The following is a 13,409-nucleotide window of genomic DNA, read 5'->3' as shown; positions in this document are numbered from 1 at the left end:
GGGGGCAACGGGCAAGTTGTGGAGAATTGTGGAATTTCCGCCACCCTTGATCCAGATGTCCCCCCTGTCTATAGTCCGCGCCAACTGACGACCCCCTGTATAAGTCGGGCTCCAGGGCCGGATCGCAGGGCAATAGCAATCGCCCATAAGAGCCAGTTTTTGTCGGAGATCCCTTTGGCCAGCGCGCAACAAATTGAGCAGCAAGTTTCATACCAGCTGCAAGAAAATGATGCAGTTACCGGTGAAGTGAACGAAACCAGCGTGACTGAACGAATAGTCACAGTGTTCAATGCCTGTTTTTCGCCGGCGGATGGTCTGAACACGTGGCTCAAAGGGGGATTCGAGGAGCCCTTTTATCGGCCCGCCGGGGATGGTCAGCCCTTCCATCAGGTTGAATTTACCCGCGACTACCCCGCCAGTGCCCTGCACGAAGTTGCGCACTGGTGTGTGGCTGGTGCCCGCCGGCGTCAGTTGCCGGATTACGGATACTGGTATGCGCCGGATGGCCGCAGTCCGGAGCAACAGGCGGAGTTTGAGATAGTTGAGGTCAAACCTCAGGCGATCGAATGGATCTTCGCCCGCGCCTGCGGCCTCAAGTTTCGGGTCAGTGCCGATAACCTCGGTGCCGGCCTCGGCCCCAGTGCAGTGTTCAAACTGGCCATCTGGCAACAGGCGCGCCGCTATTGCGAAGAGGGTGCCAATTCCCGCGTCCGGCAGTTTGCCGAGTCGCTGGCACAGGCATTCGGTCGTCCGGATCCGCTGTGCGTCGGGCTTTATCGTCTGGAGGACCTGGGGTGAGCGCTTGGTCGCGTCAGGGCGAGACCTACCTGGTGGATGCCTCTGTATATATTTTTCGCTACTACTTTGCGCTGCCGCCGAACTGGGTGAGCCGCGCTGGCTACAGTACCGAGGCGGTATACGGTTTCACTAATTTCCTGCTGGATCTACTGACGCGAGGGCCAGCGCGCATCGCCTGTGCGTTTGACGAATCTCTGGGTAATTGCTTCCGCAATGAAATCTACCCGGACTATAAATGCAGTCGCGCGCTGCCGGACGAAGCGCTGGCCTATCAGTTGGCGGCCTGCCGGGAAATGGCCAAGGCGCTCGGAATAGCCAGTTTTGCCAGCGAGCGTTTTGAGGCGGACGATATTCTTGCCTCGCTGACACAGGTATGTGCACAGCAAGCCCTGGCACCAGTGATCGTCACCCGGGACAAGGACCTGGGGCAACTGCTGGAGCGGGGCGCAGCCACTTTGTGGGACTTTGCCGCGGACAGGCATCTGGATCAGGCCGCGATTCAGGCCAAGTTCGGTGTGCGTCCGGGGCAGATAGCTGACTACCTGGCGCTGGTGGGCGACAGCATTGATGACATACCTGGAGTCCCGGGGGTCGGAGCCAAAACCGCTGCGAGATTACTGGCGGAATTTGATGGTGTCGAAGCGCTTATTGCCAATGCCGAGCAAGTGGCGAGCCTCAAGCTCCGCGGTGCGGCTAATATCGCTCGGAAAATAGTCGACCACCAGGAGCAGATTCGCATGGCGTTGCAACTGGCCCAGCTCGAATATCTGGTGCCACTGAATGTCAGCACGGAAGATCTTGCCTGGCAGGCGCCAGCGCAGGACTATGCGCTGGCACTGGCTGACGAGTTAGGAATTGGCGGGCTTGCGAAAAAAATCCGCCGCACATGTATGGGTCAGTTTGAACCGGAAATCCTATGACCGCATCGCGTCGAAATGGTCTGAGCGGCAATCGATTGAACATCGTTGCTGACGAAAATATCCCCGGCCTGGAGAACTGGTTCGCCGACCTCGGGGAGATTACCCTGGCTCCGGGGCGTTCGTTGAACAAATCACAGTTGATGGAGGCCGACATACTGCTGGTACGCTCTGTTACGCAGGTTGATGCTGCACTGTTGCAGGGAACCTCCGTGCGCTTTGTAGGCAGTTGTACCATCGGCACCGATCACCTGGACACTGGTTGGCTGAACGATCAGGGCATCCACTGGAGCGCGGCGCCAGGCTGCAATGCCAACTCGGTTGTGGAATATGTTTTCTGTGTGCTGGCGGCACTGAATGTTAATTGGAGCGGGCGCAGTTTTGGCATTGTGGGCTGCGGTAATGTTGGCGGCTTGCTGCAACAACGCCTGCATGCATTGGATGTTTCCTGCAAAGTCTTCGATCCCTGGCTGCCGGATAACCCGGATGCCGCCAGTTTGGAAACCGTACTGCAGCAGGACATCATTTGTTTGCATGCGCCGCTGGTTAAAGGCGGTCCGCACCCGAGCCTGCATTTGCTTGATGCCGATGCGCTGGCGAAGATCAAACCCGGTGCAGTGCTGATCAGCGCTGGGCGAGGCGCGGTGATTGACAATCGGGCCCTGTTGGCGTTGCTGACTCGAGAACGGAATTTCACCACAGTGCTGGATGTGTGGGAAAACGAACCGGACATCCCTCTGGGCCTGCTGGAAAAGGTTGATCTTGGTAGCCCCCACATCGCCGGCTATAGCCATGACGGCAAACTGGCGGGCACACGCATGATTCGCGAGGCGCTGGACAGGGCGCTACACCTGTCGCCGCCGCAGCCGGATGATGCCGCAGTAGCAGGGCAGCGGGGCGCGCAGCAGGTGCTTTCCAGTGACGAAAGCGGATTTTCCGCAGTGCGCTCGTTGTTGCTGCAGATGTATGACCCGAGACAGGACGATCGCCGCTTGCGGGATGTGGCCCTGAGGGCGCTCTCTGGTGGCGAGCCGATGGCGAAATCCTTTGATCAATTGCGCAAGCAGTACCCGAAACGCCTGGAGTTTTCCCATTACCGCCTGGTGGCGGAAAATCTGGATGACGCAGTGCGGCAGCAACTGGCAATACTGGGGCTCGTGTGAAGCTGAAAAAACTTGGACTGATTGTTAACCCCTGGGCTGGTGTAGGTGGTCCCGCAGGCCTGAAAGGGAGTGACGGAGCAGATACCGTTGAGCGGGCCCTGGCGGCAGGTATCCTGCCGCAGTCGCACGAGCGGGCGAAGATCGCACTCGCTTCCCTGGTGCCCTTTGCGGGGGAGTTGGAAATTGTCACCTTTGCCGGTGATATGGGCGAGACACTGGCGCAAGAGCTGGGGCTGCACGTCACGACCGCGGGCCAGGCCGAGGGGGAGCGTTCCACCCCGGCGGATACCGAGCGCGCGGCCCGCGAGCTCCGCGCCGCCGGTGCGGATCTTATTGTGTTTGTCGGCGGCGATGGTACGGCTCGCAATATGGTCAATGCTCTCGGTGACTGCTGTCCGGTACTGGGTATTCCTGCCGGGGTGAAAATGCACTCCGCCTGTTTTGCGATTTCCCCCAAGGCCGGTGGTGAAGTGTTGCGGCGGTTGTTGGCGGGCGAACTTGTAGACCTGCACCAGCGTGAAGTACGGGATATTGACGAAAACTCCTTCCGTGAGGGGCGCGTTAGCACCCGCTACTACGGTGAACTGCTGGTGCCGGAAGAGGGGCATTTTCTGCAGGCAGTAAAAAATGCCGGCCGCGAAGTGGAAGAGCTGGCGGTAGCCGATATTGCCGCGCAGGTAGTTGAGGAAATTAATCATCTGGCCCCGGAAACGCTCTACATTGTTGGCCCCGGCTCCACGACCCTGGCGGTGCTCTCCGAACTCGGAGAAGAGGGTACGCTATTGGGGGTGGACCTGTGGCATGAGGGCGGGTTGATTGCCGCTGACGTAAGCGCGCCAGATATCGAAGCGGCGATCGCTGAACACCGTGCGGCGCAGCCCCATATTCCGATCAAAATCATCCTCACCGCCATCGGTGGCCAGGGTCACCTGATTGGCCGTGGCAACCAGCAACTGAGCCCCCGAGTGTTGCGAGCAGTGGGTCGTGAAAATCTGATGGTGATCGCCACCAAAACGAAAATTACCGAGCTCGGCGGGCGCCCTCTGTTAATCGACAGTGGCGAACCCTCCCTGGATGAAGCCTGGAGTGGCTTTGTACGGGTGGTGACGGGTTACCGAGATGAAATTCTTTACCCGCTGTCTGGTGACGGCAGTGGGGAAATTCCTGCAGTGCAGAATACAAGCGAGTAAATGATGGATTGGGAACCGTTGCTGCAGGTTGTACGCAGCAAACTGGAAGAAAGATGTGCGGACAGTCGCCGCCTGTTTCACGGCCGCGGTCGTTGCTACCCGGGTTTTGAAAGTATTTGTGTGGACAGTTATGCCCCGGCATTACTGGTGACGTTGTTTGACGCCTACGACGATGAGGAAGGGCTTGTCGCATCCCTGTGGGCGCTGATCGAGCCACTCGGGTATACCGGGGTGGCCGTGCAGCGTCGCTATGAGCGAGGTGCGCCAATTCTGTGGCAGGCAGGCTCGCCGGTAGAGGCTCCGGTTGCCCAGCGCGGCGACCTGCAGATTCCACTGACCTTTGATCGGCAGAACGTGGGTTTTTTCCTCGATATCGAACCCGGGCGCCGCTGGCTTGAGCAGCAGGTGCAAGAGAAAGCGGGGCGGGTGGACAATCTGAAATTGCTGAACCTGTTTGCGTTTACCTGCGCGTTTTCAGTGGTGGCGCGTGCTGCGGGTGAGCTGGGGGTGCTGAATGTGGATCTCAACAAAGGCGTTTTGAAACGAGGTGAAGCCAATCATCGCGCAAATGACGTGCCGTTAAAGGGGATCAGTTTTCTGGCGAGGGACGCGTTGCGTGATTTCGGAAGGTACGATCGGCGTGGGCCGTTCCATCTGGCGGTTGTGGACCCGCCTACCTTTCAGCGAGGCAGTTTTGATGTGCAGGAAAATTACGCTCGCCAGCTGGAGTTGCTGCCGGCGTGTCTCGCGGATGAAGCGGATTTGCTATTGGTGGTGAATTCGCCCCGTATCAGTGAAGCGGATTTCAGGGGGCTGATTACCGCAGCGAATTCTGGATATTCTGTCATTGAACGATTGCCTCAGAATCCCGATTTCCCGGATAGTGATCCGGATGCGGCACTGAAGATGTTGCATGTGAGGTTTCGTCGAAGCTCCTAGTTTTTCGTAGGTGTTGCTATGGCGGCCAGGCCTGGTTCTGAAAACTCGTGCCCAGTGTTCAGCCGCCACAGAGAACCAGGTTCATGACCGCCGTAATTCAGGCTTCGAGACGCTTCATCAGTTCCATCATCAACGCCTCGAGCTGAGGTGAAGATCCTCCTCGTACCATCTGATCCAGCTTCTCCGCATTACTGACCCCGTTGTCCCCGCGGCTGACTAGTACCAGAAAACTCCGGTGTGAAAGCGTCGCGTCCTCTATCGCTTCCTGTCGCACCAGCTGGGAAAAATGGATATAGCCGCACTGTTTGAGCCAGGTCATGGCACCCAGGCAGGCCAGATGGCGGGGGGAGTGGAGGCCGAATTCGTCCGGGGTGTCCGGGCCGGCGATATCTTCCACGTAAATGGTGGCCGGGGCCGGAAAGCGCTGGAACAGTGCCAGCAGAATCCGCCCCGCATCCCGGTAAAAGTCGTGAATATGCAGATCGTCCAGCATCTATCGCGTCGCTATCCGGTATACCGTTCCAGGAAGTTGCCCAGGCGATCGATTGCGTGGGCGAGATCATCGGGGCGCGGCAGGAACACGATGCGCAGATGGTCCGGTGCATCCCAGTGAAACGCCGAGCCCTGTACCAGCAGGATTTTTTCCTGACGCAGGAAGTCCAGCACAAATTTTTCGTCGTTCTGGATCTTGTGTCGATCCAGGTCGATCCGCGGAAACAGGTAAATGGCACCCTGTGGTTTTACGCAGCTGACACCCGGGATGTCGTTCAGCATCCGGTAGGCGAGGTCACGCTGCTGGCGCAGGCGCCCGCCGGGGAGTACCAGATCCTTGATGCTCTGGTAGCCGCCGAGGGCGGTCTGCACCGCGAACATCGCGGGTACATTGCCGCACAGACGCATGGAGGAGAGGATGTCCATACCCTCGATAAAGCCCCGCGCGCGCTGCTTGGCGCCGCTTACGATCATCCAGCCAGAGCGGAAACCGGCCAGGCGATATGACTTGGACAGGCCGTTAAAACTAAGGCACAGCACATCTTCCGCCAGCGTAGCCATGGGGGTGAATACAGCATCGTCATAGAGGATTTTGCTGTAGATTTCGTCGGCGAAGATCACCAGATTGTGCTGGCGGGCGACTTCGACGATCTGTTCCAGCAGTTCTTTGGGGTAGACAGCGCCGGTGGGGTTGTTCGGGTTGATCACCACGATGCCGCGGGTGCGTGGAGTGATCTTGGATTTAATGTCGTCGATATCCGGCAGCCAATCGGCCTGTTCGTCACAGCGGTAGAGCACCGGTTTGGCACCGGTCAGGTTGGTGGCTGCCATCCACAGCGGATAATTCGGCATCGGCAGGAGCATTTCATCGCCGTTATTCAGCAGTGCCTGGGTCGACATCGAGATCAGCTCGGACACGCCATTGCCGAGGTAGATATCATCGATGTCCACGCCCCGGATACCGAGAGTCTGGCTTTCCTGCATGATTGCCTTGCGGGCCGCAAAAAGCCCTTTGGATTCCACATAACCCTGTGCCTGCGACAGGTTGTAGATGACGTCCTGAAGGATTTCGTCCGGCGCATTAAAGCCAAAAGGTGCCGGATTGCCGATGTTCAGCTTCATGATCCGGTGGCCTTCTTCTTCCAGGCGGGTTGCCTGCTCCATCACCGGCCCGCGTATTTCATAGCAGACACCGTGGAGTTTCTCAGACTTGTGAATATCCTTCATCATTGCGTACTTTTCACTGGCGCCCCGGTCACTGACGGGGCTTTGGCTGTTGTTAGGCAAGTGCTGCGAAAGTCTGCAAAAGACAAACGCATGGGCAAATTCTTCTAACCGGGATTCGACCTTTAGTAGGCTTTACTACCTACTGCGGAATCCGGTTGTATATCGCTCTGGGAATGTAACCCGGGGCGCGATGCTTCCAGGCACCTGGGGTAATGAAAAGGTGCTGCTGCTAAGCGTTTTGCCGGGCAGGGTATGCCGCTGGATACTGACTTATCAGGCGAAAAAAGGAGACACAGTATGTCAAAAGAAAAAGACGATAACTACTGGCGCGAGCGCCTGACCGAAGAAGAGTTTTATGTGTGTCGTAAGGCGGGGACCGAGCGGCCTTTTTCGGGGGAGTACTGGGCTACATTTGAGGATGGCAGGTACCACTGCCGCTGTTGTGGCGAGGTCCTGTTTGAGTCGGCTTCCAAATTCGATGCCGGGTGCGGCTGGCCCAGTTTTGATGCTGGGGCGGGCGAGGGCGTCATTGCCGAACAAGCCGATCGCAGCCTGGGGATGCTGCGTACCGAGATTCTGTGTGCCAGTTGCGGGAGTCACCTGGGGCACGTGTTCCCCGATGGCCCAACGGCCACCGGGCTGCGCTATTGTGTTAACTCACTGTCGGTAAAATTCCACCCGGAAGAGGATACCGGGTCGGAGGAAGCTGACGAGGGTTGATTGAACCGACTGGAGGCCAGCGATGATTCGTTCTGGACGCCCGCGGCACTGGGGGCGCTGGTTGTACCGCATTCAGTGGTTGTTACTGGCGGTCGGTGGTCTTGGTGTGGCGGGAGTGCGGCTCAACCTGCTGACGCTGGATTCGGCGTTAGTCCTGTTTGCCGCGGTGGGCCTGGCAATGGTGGCGGTCGCACTGGTCGCGATGCTGGTGTTCCTTTGGGGGCTGGTTCGCCGTCATGGGGAGGCGCGTACCGCAGCCCTGTGGGCCATGGTGCTGGGATTGGTGCCGGTGGCGCTGCCACTGTTCACGGTGGGGCAGCAGAACCTGAGTGCTCCGGCGCTTTATGATATCTCGACGGACCTGAAGGATCCGCCGCAATTCGATCTGCTGGTTTCCCTCCGGGATACTGGCGACCACAGTCCGGATTACCCGGGAGCCGTTGCCGCCGATGTGCAACGTGCGGCGCCGGGCTACGCGGATATCCAGCCACTGATTCTTCCTCTGTCGGTGTCCGATACCATCGCCAGTTCGGAGGTGGTTGCACGGGATATGGGTTGGCGGGTCATCGCCGTGCAGCCGGGCAAGGGACGCCTGGAGGCTGTCGCTCGCACTCCTGTACTGGGCATCACTCAGGATGTCGTCGTGAGAATCCGACCTGAGGGTGCCCAAGGTGCTGAGGGTCCAGCTCCGGGGCGCGGGGATAGCGCCGGCAAGCAACGGGGTACCCGGGTGGATATACGTTCTGCGTCCCGCAAGGGGCAGAGAGATTTCGGCAGCAACGCGGCCAGGATCCGGGAATTTCAGCAGCGCTTGCGGGCGGCGGCCGGGCTGGCGCAGTAATTATTGGTCAGCCGGTGCCCCATTTTCACGAGTTCCGAGGGGTGTTTCTGTAAGTGTCTGTATGCAAAGGAAAAATTCTTAAATTTTTTTGCAACGAAGTGTTGACAGCCCCCGGGGGTCTCCATAGAATGCGCCCCACTTCGACGCACTACGCACTTGCCGAAACGCAGTGACGAACGCTGAGAAGGTTTCTGGGTCCCCATCGTCTAGAGGCCTAGGACACCGCCCTTTCACGGCGGTAACAGGGGTTCGACTCCCCTTGGGGATGCCACGCGGGAATAGCTCAGTTGGTAGAGCGCAACCTTGCCAAGGTTGAGGTCGCCGGTTCGAACCCGGTTTCCCGCTCCAATTTTTGTTCGCCGGCAATAGCGGGTGAGCAGGTAAGTCGGAATATGGTTGAAAGGCTGTTTCCGGTTTGCCAAACCCAACTTCAAAGAGGTTGGGAATGTTCTATGTCCCCATCGTCTAGAGGCCTAGGACACCGCCCTTTCACGGCGGTAACAGGGGTTCGACTCCCCTTGGGGATGCCATTTCGCTGGGGTCGCAACTGCGACCCTGGGACAGAAAAGGCGGGAATAGCTCAGTTGGTAGAGCGCAACCTTGCCAAGGTTGAGGTCGCCGGTTCGAACCCGGTTTCCCGCTCCAATTTGAAAGCCGCTCAATGAGCGGCTTTTTTTTGCCTGAAATTTGGCGCCGGTGCCGGTCCGGTTATAGTACGGAAAAGGTTCGGTTGAATTGTCGCCGCTGAGGGCTTTGAATAAGTACCTCTTTCATTGATCGAAATATTGGATACCTATGACCGCCGCACTCTCCATACGCGATCTGCAAAAAACCTATGACAACGGCTTTCGGGCGCTGAAGGGCGTCAGTTTTGATGTGCAGCCCGGTGACTTCTTTGCTTTGCTCGGCCCCAATGGCGCGGGCAAGTCCACCACCATTGGCATTCTCTGCTCGCTGGTGCGAAAAACCGGCGGTTGCGTGTCGATCTTTGGGATCGATATCGACCGGGATTTTCCGCGGGCCAAGCAGATGCTCGGCGTGGTGCCGCAGGAGTTCAACTTCAGCCAGTTTGAAAAGGTGTTCGACATCGTCTGTACCCAGGGTGGTTTTTACGGCATGCCGCGAGCACTGGCGGAAGAGCGCACGGAAAAATACCTGCGCAAGCTGGGGTTGTGGGACAAGCGTAGCACCCAGGCACGTATGCTCTCCGGTGGTATGAAGCGCAGGTTAATGATCGCTCGCGCGCTGATTCATGAGCCCAAACTCCTCATTCTGGATGAGCCAACGGCTGGTGTGGATATCGAACTGCGCCGTTCCATGTGGGAGTTTCTGCAGGAAATTAACGCTCAGGGCACCACCATCATCCTCACCACCCATTATCTGGAAGAGGCGGAGAGCCTCTGCCGCAATATCGCCATCATCGACAAGGGCGACATTATTGAAAATACGTCCATCAAATCCCTGATCAAGACCCTGAGCAAAGAGGTGTTTATTCTCGACACCCGTGAGGCTCTGGGTGAGGCGCCGGATTTTGGCAGCTTTGAGGGGCGCCTGCTGGACGAACACAGCCTGGAAGTGACGGTGGAGAAGGGGCAGTCGCTGTCGGACCTGTTCGCACACCTGAGTGCGCAGAAACTATCCGTGACCAGTATGCGCAACCGTGCGAATCGCTTGGAGGAACTGTTTGTTTCTCTACTCGCACAAAACAAACAGCAGGATGTTGAAAACCAGGAGGTGAAGTCGTGAGCCCGCAGTTGATCTGGACTTCCTTTTCCACCATTTTCCGTCGCGAAGTGCGGCGCTTTACCCGTATCTGGCCACAGACCCTGGTGCCGCCGGTCATCACCATGTCACTCTATTTCGTGATTTTCGGCTCGCTGATCGGTAGCCGCATCGGAGAAATGGGGGGATATTCCTATATGGAATTCGTGGTGCCCGGGCTGATCATGATGTCGGTCATTACCAACTCTTACGCTAACGTGGTGTCCTCATTTTACAGTGCGAAGTTTCAGCGCAGCGTAGAAGAGTTGCTGGTTTCGCCGACGCCAAACTGGGTGGTGATGGCTGGTTACGTGCTGGGTGGCGTGGCCCGCGGGTTGATCGTGGGGCTGATTGTCACGATCATTGCGCTGCTCTTCACCTCGTTGGAAGTGCAGCATATCGGGGTGACAATCCTGATCGTGTTTCTGACCTCGGTGTTGTTCTCCCTTGCGGGTTTTATCAATGCCATCTATGCCAACAGCTTTGATGATATTTCCATCATCCCGACCTTTGTGCTGACACCGCTGACCTATCTGGGCGGGGTGTTTTACTCCATCGAACTGTTGTCGCCATTCTGGCAGGGGCTGTCGAAGCTGAACCCTATCCTGTACATGGTGAACGCCTTCCGCTACGGCGTGCTTGGTGTATCCGATATCAATGTAGCCTGGGCGTTTGCCGGCGTGCTGGTGTTTATTGGGCTGCTCTCGGGGTGGTCGCTGTACCTGATGCGTCACGGCAAGCGCTTGCGTCATTAATAAAGTTTGGTTCGCCAGCAGGCAGGCTCCTACGGGCACTTGGTAGGAGCCCGTGTACCGGTGAAAATAAATTCGAGCAGAAGCATGAATCGAGAAGATTGGCAAAACCTGCCGCTGGGGCAGGAAACCCGCTACGAATCCAGTTATAACCCCAAGCTGCTGCACCCGATCCCCCGCTCCGTGTCGCGCGCGCAGTTGGGGCTGGAACGGAAGGCGTTGCCGTTCACCGGTGCCGATGAGTGGTGGGCGTTCGAGTTGTCGTGGCTCAATCCGAAGGGGTTGCCTCAGGTGGCGGTAGCGCGTTTCCGTTTTGCGGCCACTACGCCATCGATGATTGAGTCGAAGTCGTTCAAGCTCTACCTGAACTCCTTCAACCAGACTGTGCTTGCTTCTGCAGATGCGGTGCGAGATCTGCTGGAAAAGGACCTCAGTGCCGCCGCCGGTAGCGACGTGGCTGTAACCCTGTTTGATGTGGAAAGCGAGGCGCTGGACGTGGTGCGCCCGCAGGGCATCTGTCTTGATCGGCTGGATATCGAAACCCGTCAATATCAGCCGGACGCTACGTTGCTGCAGCTGCAGCGGGGCGGTGATGCGCTGGTGGATGAAACGCTGTACAGCCACCTGTTGCGAAGTAACTGTCCGGTAACCGGTCAGCCGGACTGGGCGACGGTTTCCATTCACTACCGTGGCCCGGCTCTGAACCGGGAATCCTTGCTGGCATACATAGTGTCATTCCGCGAGCACCAGGATTTCCATGAGCACTGCGTAGAGCGGATCTACTGTGATCTGCAGGCGTTAGCGGACTTTGATAGTCTGACGGTCTGTGCTCGCTATACCCGCCGCGGTGGTCTGGATATCAATCCCTTACGTACCTCGACCGGTGAAATCCTGTTTCCCGGCCGTTTCGCTCGGCAATAGGGGCTGCTTGATAGGGTAATAACGGGGTATAGAAAGGCAGAGAGGGGTATAGGGCGCGTTGAGCGCCCGATCAGAGAATAACTTTGCTTTTCAGGTGCGCCTGGGCTTTCTGTAGTGCCTGCAACACCTTTTCCTTGTCGTAGTTGCGGATCTTGTCCAGATCCAGGTGCATGGCAAATCCGGGGGCGTGCTCTTCCAGGTAGCTCAGCTTGCCGCCAAGATTTTTACGCAGATCGGCAACCGAGTAGACTTTCACGGGGGTGCTGAAGCCTTTCACGCTGACGTGGCCCTTGTCGCGACACAGTACGGTTTGCTTGATCATTGCCCAGGTTTCATGGCTGATCAGGATCTCTCCGGGCTCTGCAGCGCTTTCCAGTCGCGCCGCAAGGTTCACGTGGGTACCCATCACGGTGTAGGTCTGGTGGTCCGCAGTACCGAATACACCGACGGTGCAGTAGCCGGTGTTAATGCCCATGCGGATTTGCAGCGGGTGAGAGATGCCCTGGTTGTACCACTCCTGCATCATTTCACGCACGCGTTTACGCATCTCCAGGGCCATGGCTACGCAGCGCAGTGCGTCAGATTTTGGGCCCTTGCTTGCGTCATCCCCGAAAACCACCATCACCGCATCGCCGATAAACTTATCGATGGTGCCGCCGTACTTGCCGACAATACGAGACATTTCCGTCAGGTAATTGTTGAGCAGGCGGGTCAGGGTTTCGGCCTCCATCTCTTCGGTGAGCTGACTGAAGTCCTTGATATCGGAAAAGAACACGGTGAGCAGTTTGCGCTCGGTAACGATTTCCTTTTCCTTGCCGCTGGTGACCGCGCGCCACAGGCGTTTGGGGAGGTAGCGGGAGAGTTTGTAGCTGGCCAGGTTGGCGATGCGCTGTTCCTGCTGCAGCTGCTGATTGTTTTCCCTGAGGTGGGCAATCTGATTGTGGGTGTAGAAGGCGTACGCGCAGAAATACGTGAAAACTCCGATCAGGCTGGCCGCGCTGATGTTGAGATCTGCATTGACCACCAGGGCCGGGCGATGTATCAGGTAGCCCACGCCAACCCCGAGCAGCATCGCGGTATTGTGTTCAAACCAACGGCGGCCTCCGCCCTGGGTCAGGGCATTGAACTGGATCATGGTCAGGAACAGCAGGCTGGGCAGTAGGCTGAAATTTGCCATTGCCATGGCCATCCCGATCAGCAGGGCGTCGGTAAACGCCAGCCAGCGGCGCAGCTGTTCGGTATTCTCGGCACCGCTGCGGCGGGAGATCTGGTAGGCGACTGGGATGTAGCTGAGTAAAAGCGCGGCCATCGCCAGTTGCATTAGTGCGCTTTGAGTGAATTGCGCAGACCAGTTGACGCTGTTCAGCAGCGTGCCGGAAGCGGCGAAACAGATAAGTGCGCGAAAGTAGAGCGGGTAACGCGCGTCGGGCTGGCGGTTGCCGTTTGCTTCAGGCTGGTTCTGCATGAACGAAGGATCTTTCCGTGTCTATCTGATCGGGCTCAAGCCCTGGCGCTTGTAATTCTTTTCTCATCAACATTCGTTGCGCGGGCCCATATCTCTTCGAATATGGCAGCTGAGATGTCCATCTCCGGCACCTTCAGCTTGATGTAGGCGGCGCACTGAATTTGCGACACAACCTTCTGCGCTACTTCGTTGAGGGTGGTCTCTGCATTGAGATGTGGGCTTT

13 protein-coding genes and 4 tRNA genes are annotated in these 13,409 nt (G+C 57.7%); 14 read left to right on the top strand and 3 right to left on the bottom strand.

Annotated features, from left to right (window positions below; translation table 11 throughout):
- Nucleotides 1-159: 159 nt before the first annotated feature.
- From PVT68_RS04040 to PVT68_RS04020, 5 genes are read left to right on the top strand one after another with little or no spacing between them, the layout of a single operon-like run.
- Nucleotides 160-798, top strand: a complete 639-nt coding sequence (locus PVT68_RS04040) for an elongation factor P hydroxylase (protein WP_280321337.1) — start codon at nucleotides 160-162, stop codon at nucleotides 796-798.
- Nucleotides 795-1,718, top strand: a complete 924-nt coding sequence (locus PVT68_RS04035) for a 5'-3' exonuclease (protein ID WP_280321335.1) — start codon at nucleotides 795-797, stop codon at nucleotides 1,716-1,718. The genes PVT68_RS04040 and PVT68_RS04035 overlap by 4 nt, the downstream gene beginning before the upstream one ends.
- A complete protein-coding gene (locus PVT68_RS04030) occupies nucleotides 1,715-2,878 on the top strand; it encodes a 4-phosphoerythronate dehydrogenase (protein WP_280321333.1) in 1,164 nt (387 codons plus the stop codon). Before PVT68_RS04035 ends, PVT68_RS04030 begins: the two co-directional genes overlap by 4 nt.
- On the top strand, nucleotides 2,875-4,068 hold the full coding sequence (locus PVT68_RS04025) for an ATP-NAD kinase family protein (protein ID WP_280321332.1): 1,194 nt from the start codon (nucleotides 2,875-2,877) through the stop codon (nucleotides 4,066-4,068). The genes PVT68_RS04030 and PVT68_RS04025 overlap by 4 nt, the downstream gene beginning before the upstream one ends.
- Nucleotides 4,069-5,007: a class I SAM-dependent methyltransferase gene (locus tag PVT68_RS04020; protein WP_280321331.1), complete on the top strand. Its 939-nt coding sequence runs from the start codon at nucleotides 4,069-4,071 to the stop codon at nucleotides 5,005-5,007. It abuts the gene before it with no gap.
- A gap of 97 nt (nucleotides 5,008-5,104) precedes the next feature.
- On the opposite strand, the gene PVT68_RS04015 is transcribed toward PVT68_RS04020, so the two are convergent.
- Nucleotides 5,105-5,500 (bottom strand): hypothetical protein, encoded by a 396-nt coding sequence (locus PVT68_RS04015; RefSeq protein ID WP_280321330.1) that lies wholly within the window; start codon nucleotides 5,498-5,500, stop codon nucleotides 5,105-5,107.
- 11 nt (nucleotides 5,501-5,511) lie between these two features.
- Complete coding sequence (locus tag PVT68_RS04010) at nucleotides 5,512-6,726, bottom strand: pyridoxal phosphate-dependent aminotransferase (RefSeq protein ID WP_280322574.1); 1,215 nt, start codon at nucleotides 6,724-6,726, stop codon at nucleotides 5,512-5,514.
- Nucleotides 6,727-7,023: 297 nt separating this feature from the next.
- On the opposite strand from PVT68_RS04010, the gene msrB reads away from it, so the two are divergent.
- The 9 genes from msrB to queF all read left to right on the top strand — a co-directional run bounded on the left by msrB (nucleotide 7,024) and on the right by queF (nucleotide 11,721).
- Complete coding sequence (msrB, locus tag PVT68_RS04005) at nucleotides 7,024-7,446, top strand: peptide-methionine (R)-S-oxide reductase MsrB (RefSeq protein ID WP_280321329.1); 423 nt, start codon at nucleotides 7,024-7,026, stop codon at nucleotides 7,444-7,446.
- A 22-nt stretch (nucleotides 7,447-7,468) separates the two neighbouring features.
- Nucleotides 7,469-8,287, top strand: a complete 819-nt coding sequence (locus tag PVT68_RS04000) for a DUF1499 domain-containing protein (RefSeq protein WP_280321328.1) — start codon at nucleotides 7,469-7,471, stop codon at nucleotides 8,285-8,287.
- Nucleotides 8,288-8,482: 195 nt separating this feature from the next.
- Nucleotides 8,483-8,558, top strand: a tRNA-Glu gene (locus tag PVT68_RS03995).
- A 1-nt stretch (nucleotide 8,559) separates the two neighbouring features.
- Nucleotides 8,560-8,635, top strand: a tRNA-Gly gene (locus tag PVT68_RS03990).
- 106 nt (nucleotides 8,636-8,741) lie between these two features.
- A tRNA-Glu gene (locus PVT68_RS03985) sits at nucleotides 8,742-8,817 on the top strand.
- 39 nt (nucleotides 8,818-8,856) lie between these two features.
- Nucleotides 8,857-8,932 (top strand) — tRNA-Gly (locus PVT68_RS03980).
- Nucleotides 8,933-9,082: 150 nt separating this feature from the next.
- A complete protein-coding gene (locus tag PVT68_RS03975) occupies nucleotides 9,083-10,033 on the top strand; it encodes an ABC transporter ATP-binding protein (protein WP_280321327.1) in 951 nt (316 codons plus the stop codon).
- Nucleotides 10,030-10,803, top strand: a complete 774-nt coding sequence (locus PVT68_RS03970) for an ABC transporter permease (protein ID WP_280321325.1) — start codon at nucleotides 10,030-10,032, stop codon at nucleotides 10,801-10,803. The genes PVT68_RS03975 and PVT68_RS03970 overlap by 4 nt, the downstream gene beginning before the upstream one ends.
- Before the next feature lie 84 nt (nucleotides 10,804-10,887).
- On the top strand, nucleotides 10,888-11,721 hold the full coding sequence (gene queF, locus PVT68_RS03965) for an NADPH-dependent 7-cyano-7-deazaguanine reductase QueF (RefSeq protein WP_280321324.1): 834 nt from the start codon (nucleotides 10,888-10,890) through the stop codon (nucleotides 11,719-11,721).
- 70 nt (nucleotides 11,722-11,791) lie between these two features.
- Here the strand turns inward: queF and PVT68_RS03960 are convergent, their stop codons facing one another.
- Nucleotides 11,792-13,186 carry an adenylate/guanylate cyclase domain-containing protein gene (locus PVT68_RS03960; protein WP_280321322.1) on the bottom strand — a complete coding sequence of 465 codons (1,395 nt, stop codon included), beginning with the start codon at nucleotides 13,184-13,186 and terminating at the stop codon, nucleotides 11,792-11,794.
- Nucleotides 13,187-13,409 lie beyond the last annotated feature (223 nt).

Source organism: Microbulbifer bruguierae (assembly GCF_029869925.1).
GTDB classification, from domain to species: domain Bacteria; phylum Pseudomonadota; class Gammaproteobacteria; order Pseudomonadales; family Cellvibrionaceae; genus Microbulbifer; species Microbulbifer bruguierae.
This window is presented reverse-complemented; position numbering and strand designations above follow the sequence as displayed.